The following is an 18,370-nucleotide window of genomic DNA, read 5'->3' as shown; positions in this document are numbered from 1 at the left end:
TTATTTATTGGCTCTCGGAAACAATAAGCTAATCATGTAAGATATGATATATAGCATATACCCGTGACGGCTATCCAAAATGCAATCTAATATCACACTCACCATTACCACAGGTAAATTCTCAGGAAAAATGTATACATTTGACCAGCAGACTACTTTTATCATTGGTAGAAATAACGATTGTCATTTATCCATACCTAATGAGTTTTATCGGCGTGTTTCTCGCTATCATTGTTTATTAGATATCAATCCTCCAGAAATAAAAATTAAAGATTTAGGCAGTTTAAACGGTACTTATATTAATCATCAAAAAATTGGCCAGCGGGAACGTAACCAAAGCGCAAAAGAAGCTTGTACATTGGATGCTCCTGAATATAATTTAAAAGATGGTGATGAAATTAGTTTAGGTGATCTTGTCTTAAAAGTTTCGATTAAAACTCCAGTAGCAATTACTTCTAATCCTGAAATTAAACCTTTAAACCATGAAACTTCCAAAAGCAAAATAGAAAAATCTGACGCAATTGTAAATTTAAGCAAATTAGCTGATCAAGTAAATGAGGATTTACGAGTATTATCTGGTTATGAACTCATCAAATTAATTGGTAAAAGTAATTTCGGAGAAGTATATTTAGCTCAACATTGCCAGACTGGTAAATCTGTAGCTTTAAAACTGATGATACCTAAAGTTACACAGGATCAAGCTCATGTAGAAACATTCCTGCAAGAAATTAAAAATTTCCACTCATTAAAACATCCTAATATTGTAGATTTAATTGAGTATGGATATGCAGATAAGCTATTCTTTATCTGTATGGAATATTACAAAATTGGTAATGTTTATAATTTAATAAAACAACTAGGTGGAAAAATTCCTATACCTATGGCTCTAGGAATAATACTGCAAGTTTTAGATGGTTTAATATATGCTCATAATGCAGAAGTTGATCATACTAAATTAGCTAATGGTATTTTTCCTAAAGGGGCAAGATTTCTTCACCAAAATTTAACACCTCAAAATATTTTGTTATCTAATATTAACCGTAAATTAGTAGCTAAAATTGCTGATTATGGTTTAGCAAAATCATTTTATTTAACTGGTTTTAGTGGACAAGCTTTCACAAAAATAAAAAGAGATGGTAAACCTGTGTTTATTCCCCGTCAACAAGTGTTGAAATATAAAGATTGCAAACCAGATGTAGATGTTTGGGCAGCTGCGGCTTGCTTATATAATATGTTAACTGGATATGTTCCTCGTGATTTTGGTAAAGAACCATGGTTAGATATTTTACAAAATGATCCTGTACCTATTCGTCAGCGTGATCATAGTATTCCTGCTAGGTTAGCAGAGATAATAGATTTAGCTTTAGTAGAAAAACCGAAAATTCATTTTCAATCAGCAGCGGAATTTAAAGAAGCATTAGTTAAATATATTACATAGTATGGTTTTTTAACATACACATATATACATTACCAACTAGATAGAGATAAAATTGGAAGGTATCTGGCATTTACCTGCACGGAGATTATAGCCTGATGTTGCTATGCCTGAGAATTGAAAATTTTGCCCTCATTGATAAATTAGAATTAGAGTTTGGAGCTAGGTTAAATGTGTTGACAGGGGAAACCGGCGCGGGAAAGTCAATTATATTAGATGCAATTGATGCGGTTTTAGGTGGTAAAGTTTCTAGTCGCGTCATTCGCACGGGAACAAATCGTGCTTTATTAGAAGGAACTTTCAGTATAAACCCTGATTTAACTGCCTGGTTAATTGAACAAGAAATAGACTTACTTGATGATAATTCCGTGATCATTAGTAGGGAAATTACCGCTACTGTCAGTAATATCCGTAGTAGATCACGGGTAAATGGGGTATTGGTAAATCGGCAAATTATGGGTAATTTACGCGATCGCCTCGTGGAAATTACTGCCCAAGGACAAACGGTACAAGTAGGTCAATCCGCACATCTCAGAAATTGGTTAGATTTATATGGTGGTGATGCTTTAATACAGCAACGTCAAGAAGTAGCGGTTGCTTTTAGCAACTATCAACAGGCACATCAAAGTTTAGAACAGCGACGGACTTCGGAAAGGGAACGTTTACAACAACTAGATTTACTCACCTATCAAGTCCAAGAATTGAGTTTAGCAAATCTAGATGATCCCCAAGAAATGGAACAATTAACCCAGGAAAGGGAGAGGTTAAATCATGTAGTTGATTTACAACAAATGAGTTATAAAGTTTATCAATCTTTATATCAAAATGATGCAGAATCTCCTACCGCTGCTGATTTATTAGGAGATAGTGAAACACTACTAAATCAAATTGTTGAATTTGATAACCAACTGCAACCAATGTTAGAATTGGTGAGGGATGCAGTAGCAACAGTTATGGAAGTGGGCAGACAAATTAGCATTTATGGAGAAAGTTTAGAAGCTGATCCCCAAAGGTTAGAAGAAGTAGAAGAAAGACTCAGGGAATTAAAACAAATTTGTCGGAAATATGGGCCGAGTTTAGCAGAAGCGATCGCCTATTATGAAAAAATTCAAATAGAACTAGCCGAACTAAATAATCATGAACAATCTATAGAAACTCTAGAACAAAAAGAACAAATTTGTTTACAATATCTGCTCCAATTTAGTCACAAATTAACTCAATTAAGATTAAAAACAGCAACTAATTTAGAATCTCATCTATTATCTGAACTCAAACCTTTAGCAATGGATAAAGTCAGATTCCAAGTAGAAATTACCCCCACATCTCCCACAGCTACAGGTGCAGATAAAATTACCTTTATGTTTAGCCCTAACCCCGGTGAACCCATCCAACCATTAACAGAAATTGCCTCTGGGGGAGAAATGAGCCGATTTTTATTAGCATTAAAAGCTTGTTTTAATCAAAATGATTATGCAGAAACTATGGTATTTGATGAAATTGATGTAGGAGTTTCCGGCAGAGTTGCCCAAGCTATTGCCGAAAAATTATATCAACTCAGTCAAAATCAACAAGTATTATGTGTGACTCATCAACCATTAATTGCAGCAATGGCAGATAGACATTTTCGGGTTGAGAAACAAGTAATTAATAAAAATGGTAATGCTGAACAGCGTACAGTTGTCAGAGTTACCAGTTTAGATAATTTAACCACGCGGAGGGAAGAATTAGCGCAATTAGCCGGTGGTAAATCGGCAAATCAAGCCATAGCATTTGCTGAATCTTTATTAGTGCAAGCTGCAAACCATCGTCATCAACAACAAACATAAATATTTTAATATATTGTAGGAGTCAGGAGTCATCATAACAAGAATTTTAAAAACTTCTGAAAATGCTTTAAACCCTAATTTAAACCCTAAGTATATCTCTTGGTAGATAAACTATCTGCCACAAGTATGACGATAATTAGAGTAATTTTACTGTTAAATGGAAGCCTAAATGTAAGAATTCAAAGGTTAACATTCATCGAAAATAAAAAGCCAAAAATTTAAAATACTATGAGGTGAAGACAATGACTATCATTGCTCCACGTCGAGAAGAATTCGATTTCTTTAGAGTTTGGGATCGTTTTTGTGCTTGGATAACTAGCACCGAGAACCGCCTCTATATAGGCTGGTTTGGTGTATTAATGATTCCCACTTTGTTAGTTGCAACCACCTGTTTTATCCTCGCTTTCATTGCTGCACCAGGGGTAGATATGGAAGGAATTAGAGACCCCATTCGCGGTTCTTTAATGGATGGAAACAACATTATTACAGCCGCCGTAGTCCCAACTTCCGCCGCCATTGGTTTACATTTTTATCCAATTTGGGAAGCAGCTTCCATAGATGAATGGCTTTATAATGGCGGACCTTATCAACTAATTGTCCTGCATTTTTTGATTGGAATTTGGTGTTATTTAGGACGTTTATGGGAATTAAGTTACCGTTTAGGAATGCGTCCTTGGTTAGCAATTGCCTATTCTGCACCCGCAGCAGCAGCGACAGCAGTATTATTAATTTACCCCATTGGTCAAGGTAGTTTTGCTGATGGTTTACCCTTGGGAATTGCGGGAACTTTTCACTTTATGTTAGCTTTCCAAGGCGACCATAATATCTTAATGCACCCCTTCCATATGTTAGGAGTTGCGGGAATTTTTAGTGGTGCATTTTTAAGTTCTCTCCATGGTTCATTGGTGACATCTACCCTATTTAGAAAAACCACCGAAAACGAATCACCCAATACTGGCTATAAATTAGGTCAACGCCAAGTAACCTATAGCTATTTAGCTGGACATTATGGTTTTTTAGGACGTTTATTAACTCCGTTATTCGCCAGTAAAAATCACCGTTCTTTTCATTTTTTACTAGCAGCATTACCCACCATCGGTATTTGGTTTGCTGCATTAGGTGTCGGGAGTATGGCTTTTAATTTGAATGGCTTTAACTTCCATCATTCTATTTTAGATAGTCGGGGAATGGTAGTTAGAACTGAAGCTGATTTGCTGAATCGTGCTAATTTAGGAATTTTAGCAATGCACGCTCCCAATGTTCATATTTTCCCTGTAATTATGTCTTGTGGTGAAGCAATTCCTGTTAGTTAGTCATGATTATTAATACCCGACTTCTAGACAAAAGAGTCGGGTATTTAGATAGATTTTGTTTCACGCAGAGGCGCAGAGTCGCAGAGAGTTAAGAGTTGAAAGTTTTTGATTTTTCATTGTCTACAGCAGGTAGAAATAGTTTGTAAACACTGCTCTATTTCCTCCCCAGTATTATAATGTGCTAAACCAATTCTCAATAAACCACCGGATTTTTCTACACCTAATTTTTCTGTTAGTTCCATAGCATAGAAATTTCCATGCCAGGTAAAGATGCCTTTTTCTCCTAAAATTTTGGCTATTTCTGCGGGTTTTTTCCCATCAATGGTAATTGCAACGGTGGGAGTTCTCCAGTTAAATTTTTCCGGTTCTGTAATTCCATAAACCTGCACACCAGGAATTTCTAACAAACCAGAAATTAACTTTTTACTTAATTCTCTTTCATATTGTTGAATCGCTGTCATTGCTGCTAACAAAGCCGCACGACGACTATGATAAGCAGATGCTAATTCATGATTTTCTTGTGTTTCTGAAGTTAGAAATCGGGGACAATGAAAGGTAGTTAAACCTTCCCTATCTGCTGCTATTAAAGAATCAATTAATTCATTATCTAAAGTTGGGGAAACGTGACAACCTAATTTTGCTAAATAATTAATTGTCGCTACTAAACCAGCTAAACCTTCATGATTTAAAGTTCCCGTTTCCCATCTAGACGGAACTTCATTAGATGCAGGTTTAACTTTATAGGGAGAAAATCTAGTTAAATGTTCTCGTTTTGCATATAAAATTCCAACGTGGGGAGCAAAGAATTTATAAGCCGAACAAGCGAGAAAATCACAGTCTAAATGATGAACATTAATGGGTGCGTGGGGTGCATAATGGACAGCATCTACAAACACCAAAGCCCCAAAACTATGGGCTAATTTAACGATGTTGGTAATATCATTAATTGTTCCCACAGCATTAGAAGCATAGGTGACAGCAACTAATTTTGTTTTAGAATTAATCTTGGTTTCTAAATCAGTTAAATCTAGGGTACAATCGGCAATATTAACATCAACAATTTTGACCTTTACACCCTGTTCTTCTAAAGCAACCCAAGGAGAAATATTAGCAGCGTGGTCTAATTTTGTAACAACAATTTCATCACCTGGTTGTAATTCTCTCCCAATAGCGCGACTGACACTAAAAGCGAGAGTAGTCATATTTGCACTAAATACCACTTCATCATTATCGCATCCTAAAAAATCTGCGATCGCTGCTCTGGCAGAATTAATTACCGCATCAGTTCTCATGCTGGTGGTAAAATAACCATGAGCATTGGCATTAGACCTAACTAAATAATCATTGATATTATCTAACACAGCACCCGGTACTTGCGTTCCCCCAGGGCCATCAAAAAAAATCGCAGGGTTTCCGTTGATAGTTTGTGTTAATGCCGGAAATTGGGAACGAATCCATTTTATATCTAGAGATTCCATAATTATATTTCCTTATCAAAATATTTTTTAACCGCAAATAAACGCAGATAAACGCAGATTATTTTAACTTACTTACCTAAACTTTGCGTCTTTGCTCCTTTGCACCTTTGCGCGAAACTTAATTCATAATTCCTTAGAAAAGCCTAAAGCAACATTTTTTAAAATATTCATCGGACCAATATCTTTAACCAGCTGCATTTGTTGAGAATTTCTTACCAACAAAGCACCAGCAAACCCCAAAGAATTAATAGAAATTGACTCAAATTCTTCTTGAGAACGGGGTACAATTAACATCCATTCTCGTGTAGCTAAAAAGTTATATGCTCCCGATTGTTTACTATTATCAACAGCCTCAATACCTACTACCTCTAGTAAAGCATAATATTTTGCTAACGTCACCTCTGGGCTTTCTTCTGGTTCAAAAGTAGTAAAAGCGTGTAAAAAAGGAAGTCCAGGAATAGTTGCAATACCATCTTTAAATTTAGCCGCTGCTAATAAAGGTGTAATCGGTATTTCGTTTTTAGTTATTGGTACTATTTGTAAATGTTTATGTCGCTGACTCGCACCGGCAATTTTACCACCATTATAAAATACTAACCCATCCACATCACCTAAAACCGCCCACATTGCGGTAAAATCTTCTACGGTTAATAAACTCTCTTGTTCCTCGAAAGCACGGGTAATAATTAATAAATGATAATCAACAACATTGAATTTATTTAAAATACAAACATGAGTTTCAGAAACATCTGCTACAAACAAATCTTGTTCATAAGGTAAAAACGGATTAAACTCTTTACCAGTTGCCACAGTTTGTTTTTCCTGTTGCTTTTGAGCAGCTTTTTTCCGGTTCAAATTTGCTAAAATTCTGACTACAAATTTAACTTGTTCATGTTCCACAATTTCCAATTCCGTGGGAATAGATTTTAAAGCCCCACACTCTAAAGCATGGGTAGTAGTTTGTTTAATTTTATCCCACAAAGTCCCTGATTTCAACAATATTTTACCCTGAGTCATTTGTTTAGTTTCTAAGTTCTATCTATCTACGCCAACCTTTCATAAATATAATCACCATCAGCACAATTGCTAAACCTAAAGCAGTATTTCTGATGATAGAATGATCTCCATGTTTAACAGCAATTGCTACCAAAGCCCAAACTGTCACCCCTGTATAAGCAATATCTTGATAATTTAGCACCATCACAGCAGAAATTCCCGCTGCTGCTAATAACATAATTACAGTCCAAACTTCCCCACTAATACCAAAACCATTCCAATTAATAAAATACAATGCACAGGCAACATTGACAATAGTTGCGACACTAATCCAACCCAAATATATACTAATGGGATAATGAAGACAAAACTTTTTATTTTTACTGACTCGCTTTTCCCCAATTCCTAAGCGTTGATGAATCATAATTAGAGGTATCAAAATTCCCAACATTGCTAAAATAGAAACAGCGAAAAATCGGGATAAAAATAAATAAACCCAAATACACTGAGCAATAGAAGCAACTACTAACAAATACCCAGTTTTACGTAAATCTGGATCTTGTTTTTGACTAGGCAAAAATTGATAAACTCCGAAAGCAAACAAACCCAAGTAAATTACACCCCAGATGATAAAAGCATAGTTAGCGGGAATAACTAACACATCTTTAAATAAAGTGTTAGAAATTGCCCCAATGCTCATACCATTCAGCGGAGCAACGTTAGATACTACATTGACAATAAAACCGCCAACTATAGCTGCTAAGGTAGCACACTGTCGTAAAAAATCCCGATTATTACTAAAATTAGACTCTTGCATGGCAAATTGACATAAAATATATATTTTGTCTCTACTTTTAGCTTACATCTTCTTGATTTTTAGTCAGTCTGTTGACAATGAAGTGTGATGAAGATGTGGGGAAAGTGACAAGAAATTACAAATGTAAGGAAAAAACGATGCGACTATCACAAATGTTATTTGTTACACTCAGGGATGACCCAGCAGATGCGGAAATTCCCAGTCATAAACTCTTACTCCGCGCAGGTTATATTCGTCGCATCGGTAGTGGTGTCTATGCGTATCTGCCTTTAATGTGGCGAGTTTTACAAAAGATATCCCAGATAGTACGGGAAGAAATGAACGCCACCGGCGCACAAGAATGTCTATTACCGCAAATACAACCGGCTGAGTTATGGAAGGAGTCGGGAAGATGGGATACCTACACTAAAGCTGAGGGTATCATGTTTTCTCTGATTGATAGGAGGGAACAACAGTTAGGTTTAGGCCCCACCCATGAAGAAGTAATTACCGCTGTTGCCCGTGATATGATTCGTTCATATCGTCAATTACCCGTACATTTATATCAAATTCAAACTAAATTTCGGGATGAAATTCGTCCTCGTTTTGGTTTAATGCGGGGGAGAGAATTTATCATGAAAGATGGTTATTCTTTCCATGCTGATGAGGAAAGTTTAAAGCAAACTTACCAGGATATGTACCAAGCATACACTAATATGTTACGCCGTTCTGGTTTAGCTTTTCGGGCGGTAGAAGCTGACTCTGGTGCGATTGGTGGTTCTGGTTCGACGGAATTTATGGTGTTAGCAGATGCGGGAGAGGATGAAGTTCTCTACACTGAAGATGGGAAATATGCAGCAAATGTAGAAAAGGCTGTTTCTTTACCTGCGGATTTGGAAACCTCACCTTTTACTACTCTTGAAAAACGGGAAACTCCGGGAACGGATACCATAGAAAAACTTTGTAATTTCTTGAAATGTTCTCCTACTCAAGTTGTGAAAAATGTTTTATATCAAACTGTTTATGATCATGGTTTGACTGTTTTAGTGTTGGTGAATATTCGGGGAGATCAGGAAGTTAATGAGGTAAAATTACAAAATGAATTAACTAAATTAGCTCCTCAATTTAATGCTAAAACTATTATTTCTCTGAGTGTACCAACTAATGAAATAATTGCGACTTGGGCAGTAAAATCTTTACCTTTGGGTTATATTTCTCCAGATTTAGGTGATGATTATATTACGGGAACTAAACAGGTAAATGCTAAGTTTGTTCGCTTGGTTGATCAAACTGCGGTAGAGTTAAAAAACTTTGTCACCGGAGCAAATGAAACAGGCTTTCACGTAGTCGGGGCAAATTGGGGTGAGCAGTTTAAATTACCAGAATTAACAGTAGATATTCGGAAAGCTAGACCAGGCGATCGCTCTCTCCATGATTCTACCCAAACCCTAGAAACAGCAAGGGGTATAGAAGCCGGTCACATCTTCCAACTCGGTACAAAATACTCCCAAGCAATGTGTGCAGTTTATACCAATGAGCAAGGGGAAGAAAAACCTTTACTCATGGGTTGTTATGGTGTGGGAGTTTCCCGGTTAGCACAATCAGCAGTAGAACAATCCTATGATAAAGATGGGATAATTTGGCCTGTAGCGATCGCACCTTATCACGCCATTGTTACCATTCCTAATATCAAAGATGCTCAACAAATCGAAATCGCCGAAAAACTTTACACCGAACTCAATAAAGCAGGTGTAGAAACATTATTAGATGACAGAGACGAAAGAGCAGGTGTAAAATTCAAAGATGCAGATTTAATTGGCATTCCCTTTAGAATTGTTACAGGGAGAGCGATCGCTAATGGTAAAGTAGAAGTAGTCAAACGAGCAACCCGTGAAACTCAGGAAATAGCCATTGACGAAGTTGTAAACACCTTACAACAATGGATTAAACAAGCCATAGAAGGGTAAAATATAACCATTGTGGGGTGGGTATCCTACCCGCCCTTGACAAATAAACTTTGATACATAAAATGGCTAAATACAAATTTCACGATGCTGTAAAAAATGGGTAAATATTCACTCACCAATTTCAGGAAAATACCCTCAAGAAATTGATTAATATATTAGATATAGATATAATAGAGGACTGATTTAAGGAGTAAGGACAAATACACAGAAGTTTCACTACTTCATACTTATGGATATATAAATTTAACAACCTTTACCACTCATAAAGATGTAGGGTATTAAATATCTACCCATCCACTCTGTTAATAACCGTATTTCAAGAATTGATTATATTTGTAGCAAAGTTTATGTGACGGAAGAGAACTGTCAACCTAAAATTAAAGATCAGATAAAGTTACTATGGGTGCAAAATTATTAATTGCTGAAATAGGCAAATATCAAGTTAGCAGATAAGTTACCAGAAATATCAATCATATATCCAGGCATCTATCAGTTTTAAGAAACTCATCAAACTTCCATATCGTCTTTTATCAGGCTACTCCTCACATCAATAGTAATTCAACCCTTTGTCAAGCAGGTTATATATATGAATGAACAACAAAGAACAACTAACCGTAATATTTCATCAGGTGTAATAGCAGCAGTATCGGCAGCTGTTGTAGCTGTTAGCGGTGGAGTAGCTTGGTTCACATCCCAAACCCCCAAAACTCCCCCCACACCAGGAAACACTTCTCAAACTATTAAACAACCAGAACAGCCATTAACCACCCAAGGTAATGAACAAACAGCCAATATTTATTGGTTAAAACCAACAGAAAAAAGCCTTGAATTAGTCCCACAGCCATTAAAAATATCAGCAGCACAGCCCCAGCAAGCCTTAGAAAACGTTTTTAAAACATTATTGGCAGGACCAACGGAAGGTACAAATTCCACAACCATTCCCCCAGAAACCAAACTGCTGAGTCTAAAAGTAGAAGATAATGAAGTCCACGTTAATTTATCTTCTGACTTTACTACTGGTGGTGGTAGTAGCTCAATGGTTGGTCGTGTAGGTCAGGTTGTCTACACTGCAACAACCTTAAATCCTAATGCCAAAGTTTACATTGAAGTTGATGGTAAACCCTTAGATGTTTTAGGTGGTGAAGGGGTAGAAATTCCACAACCATTAACTCGGACAAGTTTTAACGAAAATTATCCTCTTTAGTCATTGGTCATTGGTCATTAGCCATAGAAAAAAATACTCATGACTAATGACTAATAACTAATAACTAATTTTTATTTAACACCCTAAAACTACGGGCTTGTTCCTCCAGCCTCATAGCGAGGCGATTACAAACCCGATTACATAAATCAAAAATCATTTCATCTTCCACCCGATAGTAAGCGCAAGTTCCTTCACTACGACGGCTGAGGATTCCGGCTTGCCACATTACTTTCAGGTGCTTCGATACATTCGCCTGAGAAGTTTGTGTTGCATCTACTAACTCTTGCACACATTTTTCATCATCCTGTAATAAGTGTAAAAGGCGTAGGCGCATCGGCTCACTTAACAGGCTAAAGTATTCAGCTACTTGTTGTACAACTTCCGGTGGTACAGTCAACGCTTGTTTCATCAGGATTAACCCGTAAGTATTGTAGAGTTTTAACAAAAACTTTGATGGTCATTTAGATATTAATACTTAATCGGGATTAATTCGCATCAGAGGTTGACCATATTCTACTGGTTCACCATTTTGAACGAGAATTTCCATCACCTGTCCAGAGACTTCGGCTTCTATCTCATTCATCAACTTCATTGCTTCAATAATACAAACTGATTGACCAGTCTTGACGCGATCGCCCACTTCCACAAATGGATCTTCACCAGGCGCAGGAGCGCGATAGAATGTCCCCACCATTGGTGATTCGACTTCTACCCACTTAGATGATGAGGAATTAACTGCCACAGGGGATGGTGAACTAGGAGTAGAATTATCACGGCTAACAATCGTTTCTGACAACGGTGCAGGTACAGATGTAGGAGTTATTCCTGTACTCACAATGCCGCTGGTAGTTGCTTGATCAGTCGGCAGTACAGTATTGTTAACACCTTTACGTACTACTAGCTCAAATTCATCGCTTTTGAGAGTTACCTCAGTGATGTCAGTTTGGGCAATAGTCGCTAACAATTGGCGGATTTCATTAAAGTCTAATGGCACAATATTTTTTACCTCGACCTAACTGTAAATTAGAATTTTAAGTATGGTAATCAACAAACATTTAAAAACAGGATACTAGATTACTAAGAACAATTAATACATTAATAAAATATTAAATGTTACTGACACCCCATCTAGGAGGTAATACCAAGAAATTTTGTTGTATTTCTGGGTATTACTAGAGATAATTCATTGCTCCTACTTGGTGGGATGACAAGGACTAGAAATCAATCTTAGATATCCCCAAAATGCTGTTTATTCCCTACCTAAATATTTATCTTCTCTGGTATCTATCTTGATCCGTTCACCTTGAGAAATAAACAAGGGAACCATCACCTGGGCGCCGGTTTCTAATATTGCTGGTTTAGTGCCACCAGTAGCAGTATCACCTTTAACACCAGGGTCTGTTTCAGTTATTTCCAGAACTACAGAATTAGGTAGTTGCACTTCTAATACTTGTTCCCCCCACTTGATAACTTCCACATCCATACCTTCCTTGAGGTATTTGACGCGATCACCAATTTGGGCAACACTCAATCTACCTTCTTCATAGGTTTCCATATCCATAAACACGAAGTCGTCACCCTCTTTATAGGTGTGCTGCATCGTGATTTTCTCTAAAGTAGCTTGGGGTACAGTTTCCCCAGCCCGGAACGTTTTTTCCACCACGCTGCCATTTTGAACATTTTTCAGTTTAGTTCTCACAAAAGCAGAACCTTTGCCTGGCTTAACGTGAAGAAATTCAACTACTCGCCATACAGACCCGTCTAGTACAATAGAAACACCGGGTCGAAAGTCATTACTAGAGATCATGAAACTTTTAAATTGTGGAAGACAGTCGGCATTTATTGTACCCGTAATTAGTCATTAGTCATTAGTCATTAGGCATTGGGTTATTCATATTCTCTATCTTCCAATTACCAATCCCCTGAATATGGGAAGATGAATGATGGGTGAATTCCAGTCAAAAAATTTTGATGCTGCATTTGAGAAATTCCATGTTTAACCTCATAAAGTCCTGGCTGAAATACAGCCTCAAAGCAATACTGCTGGTAACAATACTTGTAGGTATCACCACATTTGCTTGGACTCCATCCAGTTATGCTGCCTTACCTGCGGGTAACGCCATCACAGACGGGAAAGCCTTGTTAAGGTATGCACTCCCCATTGACAATAAACCAGTACGGAAATTGCAAGGTAGTTTAGAAGATATTGCCAATCAACTACGTGCCAACAAAAGATGGGGTGCTGTTTCCAGAGACCTCAAACAAGCATCACGGATTTTAGATCAACCCTCCAAAATCTTAGCAAGCGTTCCAGAAGAACGCCAAGAGCAAGCAGAAGCTTGGATTACTGAACTAAAATCTGGTATTGCAGAACTACAAGAAATAGTTAACAACAAACAAAAAGACCCAATTCTAGAAGGTAGAGCCAAATTACTTAAAACTGTCTCCTTGCTAGAAGAATCAATGGTTAAAGGATTTCCCTTTGAAGTCCCCGATGAGTACAGTAACTTACCTCAACTCAAAGGTCGCGCTACTATTGCCATTAAAACAAACAAAGGTGATTTAGCTGTAGTAGTAGATGGTTATAGCGCCCCTGTAACTGCTGGTAATTTTGTTGATTTAGTACAACGGGGTTTCTATGATGGGTTAGAATTTACCCGTTCTGAAGAATCTTATGTACTACAAACTGGAGATCCACCAGGTAAAGAAGTAGGTTTTATTGACCCTAAAACTGGTGAATATCGGGCTATTCCCTTGGAAATATTGGCAGAAGGTGATAAAGAACCAACCTATGGTATTACCCTAGAACAAGCGGGACGTTATCTGGATATGCCAGTTTTACCATTCTCTTCCTTTGGGGCTTTAGCAATGGCACGTCCTGAAAGTGATGTAGATGGCGGTTCTTCTCAAGTGTTCTTCTTTTTGTTTGAACCAGAACTGACCCCCGCAGGACGCAACCTTTTAGATGGTCGCTATTCCGTCTTTGGTTATCTGATCGAGGGTAGAGATATTTTAGATACACTCAAAGCTGGTGACAAAATTGAATCAGCCACAGTTATCCAAGGTATGGAAAATTTAATTCAGCCAGCTTAATCAGTTACTGGAGATAAGTGGGTGATTGGGTGAGGGGGTAAATAAATTATTACCCATTACCCATTACCCATTACCCATTACCCTAAACATTTCATTTATCAAGAAAATATAAAATTGCACCGATTTTATATTCTAAGAACTACTATAAAAATAAACTATTAGAAATAGGTGTATGTCATCATGACAACTAAAAAGCAATTTAACAGCTTTGAAGAAATGCTATCTGGTTCTGATGTACCTGTATTAGTAGATTTTTATGCTGACTGGTGTGGCCCATGTAAAATGATGGTGCCAATTTTAGAACAAGTTAATAATCAATTAAAAGACCGTCTACGCATCGTAAAAATTGACACAGAAAAGTACACGCAGTTAGCTAGTCAGTATGGAATTGAGGCTTTACCAACTTTAGTATTGTTTAAGCAAGGCCAGCCAGTGGATAGAATTGAAGGTGTAGTTAAAGCACCACAATTAATTCAACATTTAAAAACTCTGATTTAATGGTGATGGGTAATGGGTAATAGGTAATAGGTAATTGGTAATTGGTAAAAATATTCTCCCCTCCACACCCAACACCCTATTCTTAAGACCGACGGGCATTTAAACAACACCATTCTTTTCTTTTCCACAGAGTGGCTACCACCCAACCATTTTGTTCTAAAACGTCGGCTACAGCCTTTGATTGCTCTAATAAAATACCGCTAAATATACCCCAGGTGCTAGGTTTGGCAATGCTACTCATTTCTGGGATTAACTCAATAATTACATCAGCCAAAATATTGCAAACAATACCATCAACAGGTTGTTCAACTATTTTTTGTAAAGCGTCTATACTCCCTTGGGCTGGAACTAAACGTTCCGAATTAATATCATTAAGAGCGCGATTACTGAAGGTTGATTTTACAGCCAAAGGATCTGTATCTACAGCGTAAACTTTTTCTGCACCTAAGAGTATTGCACCAATGGAAAGGATACCAGAACCACAACCGATATCAGCTATGACAACAGGTTTTTTTTGCTCTTCATTACCTATAAAAGAATCCGGGACATCGCTTAATCGCATTTCTAGAGATTCCAGACATAATTGAGTTGTGGCATGATTACCTGTACCAAAAGCGACACCTGGATCAAGACGAATGACTAACCTTTCTAAAGATTGGGGGAGGGGTAGCCATGCGGGGTTAATGAGGAAGCGATCGCCTATTTCTTCAGGTTGCCAATGCTTTTTCCAATTAGTAGCCCAATCTTCTTCGTCAATTAAATCCCAGTGCAGCATGGGAGATGATAACCCTACACACAAAGCATCTTGGCGTAAAAGTAATGATAATGCTGATAAATCTAATAATTGTGCTTGAAAACTGGGTAAATAAGCTTTTAATAAGGAAGAATTACCTTTACTTTCACTAGCAGTACCACGACAACCAAAAGTTTCCAGTCGCCAAAAGATAGAATCTTCCAGGTCTGGTTCACATAAGATTTTTAATTCCCACCAGGTATTTGCCATATAAATTTTAAAGTTTAGATTTTAGATTAGTTGTGAAAATAGGGAACTGGGAACTGGGAACTGGGAACTGGGAAAAGGAAGAGGCAAGAGACAGAAGAATTTAACAATAAAGAACTAACTTTTCTCCCACTCTCCCACTCTCCCACTCTCCAGACTGCTGCGATCAGTTAAAGTGTGACTGTATACGCGTCCCGAATACCAGAAACTTGTTTAATTTCCTCTAGGATGCCATCTGGTAAAGGATCATCAATACTCAAAGCCATGACTGCATCACCACGGACAATTTTCCGGCCTACTTGCATACTGGCAATATTGACATTGAAACTTCCCAATAAAGAACCGAGTTTACCGATAATTCCCGGCATATCACGGTGGAGGGTGAATAACATATATTTGCTGGGAGGAACATTAATGGGGAAACCATCAACATCTGTTAAATGAATTTCTTTATCTCCCAATAAAGCGCCGGTCACAGAATGAGTTCCTAGAGTACCTGTAGCTTCCAGATGTAAAGAACCTGCATAGTCTCGTGCAGAAGCATCTCTGGTTTCAATAACTCGAATGCCTCTTTCTTTGGCTTCGATGTTGGCGTTGACATAATTTACCCGTTCTCGCAGGGCTTGGTAAAGTAGTCCTTTGAGTGCGGCGATAATTAAAGGCTGACTTTTGTTAGTCGCCAGATCCCCTTGTAAAGTTACATTCAGGGTTTCTACCCTGCCTCCGGCAAGTTGTCCCACCAAGTTACCCAAGGTTTCCGCCAATTCCATATAGGGTTTAAGTTCTTCTAAGATATCTGGACCGAGTCCGGGGATATTTACTGCTGAACGGGCTGGTAGTCCTAGTAAAACATCGCGGATTTGTTCTGCTACATCTATGGCTACATTGACTTGGGCTTCGGCGGTGGATGCACCTAAGTGGGGGGTAAGAATAATTTCTTTACCTAGCGATCGCAATTCTGATTCTCCCAGAGGTTCAGACGCAAATACATCTAAAGCTGCTCCTGCAATTGTACCCTCTTTTACCGCTGTTGCTAAAGCTGCTTCATCAATAATTCCACCCCTAGCACAGTTAATAATTCTGGCATTGGGTTTCATCTTCGCTAAGGTTTTAGCATTGATTAAATTAGCGGTTTCCGGGGTTTTAGGAATGTGTAAAGTGATGTAGTCAGCTTGTTGGAAAAGTAAATCTAATTCCACCAATTGACAACCAATTTGTTCGGCTCTTTCTCTGGAAATAAAGGGATCATAAGCTAATAATTTCATTCCCATAGCTTTAGCTACATTTGCTACATGAGAACCGATTTTTCCTAACCCGACAATTCCCAGAGTTTTTTTGTATACTTCTGCACCTACGAAGGTTTTACGATCCCATTCTCCTTTTTTTACAGAAGCATTAGCGTCCGGAATATGACGGGATAAAGATAACATCATTGCCAGTGCGTGTTCCGCTGCGGCAATGGTATTTCCTTCTGGAGAATTAACAACTACAATACCTTTTCGAGTGGCAGCGGCAACATCTACATTATCCACACCCACACCAGCGCGGCCAATGATTTTTAACTGTGTACCGGCTTCTATAATTTCTTGTGTGACACGAGTTCCTGAACGGATCATCAGTGCATCATACTCACCAATAATCTCTTGCAGTTCTGCTGGTTTTAAGCCTGTTTTGACATCAACAGTAGCAACTTGGGAAAGGATGTCAATACCAGCTTTATCAATCGGATCGGAAACAAGAACTTTGGACATGATTACTTCATTTATAATTATTTTTTCTCTACAAGACTTTTAAGTTTAGTGCTTATCTGTAACAATTCAGCAAAAATTATCTGTTTTGATATTAAACTAGGCATTAAACATATCCCATAGTTGTGGGATCAGAAAACTTTACTTCAGATATTATGCCTTGCCATAGCCCATAATGCCGTAGCAGGAAGAAAATGTCAGCGATTGTCCGCATTTTGGAGCAGAAAGTCATGATTTTGAATTTCAACCTGCCCAGGTACTTACCCTCTGCTGAAGAATTACCAGACTCGGATGAAACACCTGTGGATAACGAACTGCAAGAACTAATACCAGCATTACTCAAGGCTACACTGCTCACACTTTGGTCAGAACGGATGGACTGGTTTTTTGGTGTGGATATGGGTATTTATTATCACCCTGATGAGTTACCCATTGTGCCAGATGCCTTTTTAAGTTTGGGGGTAGACCGCTGTTATGATGAGGAGCTACGTCCTAGTTATGTATTGTGGGATGAAAACGTTGTTCCTATTTGGATTTTAGAGGTAGTTTCTCCTAATTATCGCAAAGAGTACAGCGTTAAGCTAGATGAATATGCGGCTTTGGGTGTACTTTACTATGTGATTTATTCTTCTCGTCGTCGTCGTAAACCCCGATTAGAAGTATACAAATTAGTGAACGGTAGATATGAATTACAACCAACTAACCCCGTATGGTTGCCAGAAATTGGTTTAGGTATTGGTTGTGAACGGGGCAATTATGGCGGTGTAGTCCGGGAATGGCTTTATTGGTATAATCAAGCCGGAGAGCGTTACCCTACTCCAGAAGAACAAATTCAAACAGCACAACAACGCGCACAATTAGCAGAAGCGCGATCGCAACAACTTGCTGAAAAATTACAATCTCTAGGTATAGATACTGAATAGAGGGTGAGGGGGTGAGTGGGTGAGTGGGAGAAAAATTAGTTCTTTATTCTTCTATTGTCCTCGAACTCCTGAACTCTTGATCTCCTCTAGCTC

At 37.9% G+C, this 18,370-nt stretch carries 16 protein-coding genes; 8 read left to right on the top strand and 8 right to left on the bottom strand.

Annotated elements, in window-relative coordinates:
• The first annotated feature begins 79 nt into the window (after positions 1–79).
• The 3 genes from WJM97_RS05815 (at position 80) to WJM97_RS05805 (ending at position 4,574) form a co-directional block, all read left to right on the top strand.
• Positions 80–1,438: a protein kinase gene (locus WJM97_RS05815; RefSeq protein ID WP_353932097.1), complete on the top strand. Its 1,359-nt coding sequence runs from the start codon at positions 80–82 to the stop codon at positions 1,436–1,438.
• A 95-nt stretch (positions 1,439–1,533) separates the two neighbouring features.
• Positions 1,534–3,261, top strand: a complete 1,728-nt coding sequence (gene recN, locus WJM97_RS05810; protein WP_353932096.1) for a DNA repair protein RecN — start codon at positions 1,534–1,536, stop codon at positions 3,259–3,261.
• A gap of 242 nt (positions 3,262–3,503) precedes the next feature.
• Positions 3,504–4,574 (top strand): Photosystem Q(B) protein 1, encoded by a 1,071-nt coding sequence (locus tag WJM97_RS05805; RefSeq protein WP_353932095.1) that lies wholly within the window; start codon positions 3,504–3,506, stop codon positions 4,572–4,574.
• A gap of 113 nt (positions 4,575–4,687) precedes the next feature.
• Here WJM97_RS05805 and WJM97_RS05800 read toward each other — a convergent pair whose 3' ends face one another.
• The 3 genes from WJM97_RS05800 to WJM97_RS05790 all read right to left on the bottom strand — a co-directional run bounded on the left by WJM97_RS05800 (position 4,688) and on the right by WJM97_RS05790 (position 7,865).
• Positions 4,688–6,052, bottom strand: coding sequence for an aminotransferase class V-fold PLP-dependent enzyme (locus WJM97_RS05800; RefSeq protein WP_353932094.1), 1,365 nt, complete (start codon positions 6,050–6,052; stop codon positions 4,688–4,690).
• 123 nt (positions 6,053–6,175) lie between these two features.
• The gene (locus WJM97_RS05795) at positions 6,176–7,069 is read right to left on the bottom strand and encodes a DUF4922 domain-containing protein (RefSeq protein ID WP_353932093.1); all 894 of its coding nucleotides are present in this window, start codon (positions 7,067–7,069) and stop codon (positions 6,176–6,178) included.
• Between the two features lie 22 nt (positions 7,070–7,091).
• Complete coding sequence (locus tag WJM97_RS05790; RefSeq protein WP_353932092.1) at positions 7,092–7,865, bottom strand: tryptophan-rich sensory protein; 774 nt, start codon at positions 7,863–7,865, stop codon at positions 7,092–7,094.
• 137 nt (positions 7,866–8,002) lie between these two features.
• Between WJM97_RS05790 and WJM97_RS05785 the strand changes: the two genes are divergently transcribed.
• Positions 8,003–9,811, top strand: coding sequence for a proline--tRNA ligase (locus WJM97_RS05785; RefSeq protein ID WP_353932091.1), 1,809 nt, complete (start codon positions 8,003–8,005; stop codon positions 9,809–9,811).
• 586 nt (positions 9,812–10,397) lie between these two features.
• Positions 10,398–11,015 carry a GerMN domain-containing protein gene (locus WJM97_RS05780; protein ID WP_353932090.1) on the top strand — a complete coding sequence of 206 codons (618 nt, stop codon included), beginning with the start codon at positions 10,398–10,400 and terminating at the stop codon, positions 11,013–11,015.
• Positions 11,016–11,079: 64 nt separating this feature from the next.
• Here the strand turns inward: WJM97_RS05780 and WJM97_RS05775 are convergent, their stop codons facing one another.
• The 3 genes from WJM97_RS05775 to efp all read right to left on the bottom strand — a co-directional run bounded on the left by WJM97_RS05775 (position 11,080) and on the right by efp (position 12,822).
• On the bottom strand, positions 11,080–11,424 hold the full coding sequence (locus WJM97_RS05775) for a metalloregulator ArsR/SmtB family transcription factor (protein WP_353932089.1): 345 nt from the start codon (positions 11,422–11,424) through the stop codon (positions 11,080–11,082).
• A 66-nt stretch (positions 11,425–11,490) separates the two neighbouring features.
• Positions 11,491–12,009, bottom strand: coding sequence for an acetyl-CoA carboxylase biotin carboxyl carrier protein (accB, locus tag WJM97_RS05770; protein ID WP_353932088.1), 519 nt, complete (start codon positions 12,007–12,009; stop codon positions 11,491–11,493).
• 255 nt (positions 12,010–12,264) lie between these two features.
• Positions 12,265–12,822, bottom strand: coding sequence for an elongation factor P (gene efp, locus WJM97_RS05765; protein WP_353932087.1), 558 nt, complete (start codon positions 12,820–12,822; stop codon positions 12,265–12,267).
• 185 nt (positions 12,823–13,007) lie between these two features.
• On the opposite strand from efp, the gene WJM97_RS05760 reads away from it, so the two are divergent.
• Both WJM97_RS05760 and trxA read left to right on the top strand, forming a co-directional pair.
• On the top strand, positions 13,008–14,108 hold the full coding sequence (locus WJM97_RS05760) for a peptidylprolyl isomerase (RefSeq protein ID WP_353932086.1): 1,101 nt from the start codon (positions 13,008–13,010) through the stop codon (positions 14,106–14,108).
• A 180-nt stretch (positions 14,109–14,288) separates the two neighbouring features.
• On the top strand, positions 14,289–14,606 hold the full coding sequence (trxA, locus tag WJM97_RS05755; protein ID WP_353932085.1) for a thioredoxin: 318 nt from the start codon (positions 14,289–14,291) through the stop codon (positions 14,604–14,606).
• 82 nt (positions 14,607–14,688) lie between these two features.
• Here trxA and prmA read toward each other — a convergent pair whose 3' ends face one another.
• Both prmA and serA read right to left on the bottom strand, forming a co-directional pair.
• A complete protein-coding gene (prmA, locus tag WJM97_RS05750) occupies positions 14,689–15,609 on the bottom strand; it encodes a 50S ribosomal protein L11 methyltransferase (RefSeq protein WP_353932084.1) in 921 nt (306 codons plus the stop codon).
• A 167-nt stretch (positions 15,610–15,776) separates the two neighbouring features.
• Positions 15,777–17,357, bottom strand: a complete 1,581-nt coding sequence (gene serA / locus WJM97_RS05745; protein ID WP_353932083.1) for a phosphoglycerate dehydrogenase — start codon at positions 17,355–17,357, stop codon at positions 15,777–15,779.
• Positions 17,358–17,587: 230 nt separating this feature from the next.
• Here serA and WJM97_RS05740 point away from each other — a divergent pair, with 230 nt between their 5' ends.
• Positions 17,588–18,277, top strand: coding sequence for a Uma2 family endonuclease (locus tag WJM97_RS05740; RefSeq protein ID WP_353933115.1), 690 nt, complete (start codon positions 17,588–17,590; stop codon positions 18,275–18,277).
• The last annotated feature ends 93 nt before the right edge of the window (positions 18,278–18,370 follow it).

Origin of the sequence: Okeanomitos corallinicola TIOX110, from assembly GCF_038050375.1 — a bacterium.
Classification (GTDB): Bacteria; Cyanobacteriota; Cyanobacteriia; order Cyanobacteriales; family Nostocaceae; genus Okeanomitos; species Okeanomitos corallinicola.
This window is presented reverse-complemented; position numbering and strand designations above follow the sequence as displayed.